Here is a 1,035-nt window from a genome sequence, read left to right as displayed (position 1 = left end):
CCGCCCTGGGTTGTGAGTTCGCGGGGGGGCCCCCGGGGGGGGGGGCCCGGGCCCGCCCCCCGGGGTGGCGGGGCCGCCCCGGGGCCGCCGCGTAGCCGCTGGGTCCCGAGTCCTCTGCGTCTTTCCGAACATCCGTACTCGTCACCCAGCGACTCCTGTCCTTCTTCCGTGGTGAGCGTGGCCGCTCAGAGCGCGTCGGGGCCGCGCTCGCCGGTCCGGACCCGGACGGCCGTCTCGACCGGGAGGGACCAGACCTTGCCGTCACCGATCTTGCCGGTGCGGGCCGCCTTCACGACGACATCGATCAGCTGTTCGGCGTCGTCGTCCTCGACCAGCACCTCGATGCGGATCTTGGGGACCAGGTCGACGGTGTACTCGGCACCGCGGTAGACCTCGGTGTGGCCGCGCTGCCGTCCGTAGCCGCTGGCCTCCGTCACGGTCAGTCCGTGCACTCCGAAGGCCTGAAGGGCTTCCTTGATCTCGTCGAGCCGGTGGGGCTTCACGACGGCGGTGATGAGCTTCATGCGTCCACCTTCTTGCTCTGCGTACCGGCCGGGGCGGCGGCGGAGACGGTCCCGAGGACACCGCCGCCGGCGCCGCTGAAGTCGTATGCGGTCTCGGCGTGCTCGGCCTGGTCGATGCCCGAGATCTCCTCGTCCTCGGTGACCCGCATCCCGATCGTCTTGTCGATCAGGAAGGCGAGGATCGCGGAGGCCACCAGCGAGTAGGCGAGGACCGCGAAGACACCGGCGCACTGCTTCCAGAACTGGTCCAGGCCGCCGCCGTAGAAGAGGCCCTCGACGTCGGACTGGCCCGTGCCGGTGGCGAAGAGGCCCACGAGGAGGGAGCCGAGGATGCCGCCGACGAGGTGGACGCCGACGACGTCGAGGGAGTCGTCGTAGCCGAAGCGGTACTTCAGGCCGACGGCCATGGCGCACAGCACGCCGGCGAAGACGCCGACGGCGATGGCGCCGAGCGGGGAGACCGCGCCGCCCGCCGGGGTGATGGCGACCAGGCCGGAGACGGCACCGGAGT

The 1,035-nt window shown here is 71.6% G+C and carries 2 protein-coding genes; both read right to left on the bottom strand.

The annotated features are described in order from the left end of the window. Positions 1 to 185: 185 nt before the first annotated feature. Positions 186 to 524, bottom strand: a complete 339-nt coding sequence (locus ACFW2E_RS47780; protein WP_007493361.1) for a P-II family nitrogen regulator — start codon at positions 522 to 524, stop codon at positions 186 to 188. Beyond that, positions 521 to 1,035: ammonium transporter (locus tag ACFW2E_RS47775; RefSeq protein WP_384478666.1), on the bottom strand; the 515-nt coding region annotated here is incomplete at its 5' end. The genes ACFW2E_RS47780 and ACFW2E_RS47775, both read right to left, overlap by 4 nt.

This window comes from Streptomyces sp. NPDC058964 (genome assembly GCF_042741275.1).
Lineage (GTDB): Bacteria > Actinomycetota > Actinomycetes > Streptomycetales > Streptomycetaceae > Streptomyces.
This window is presented reverse-complemented; position numbering and strand designations above follow the sequence as displayed.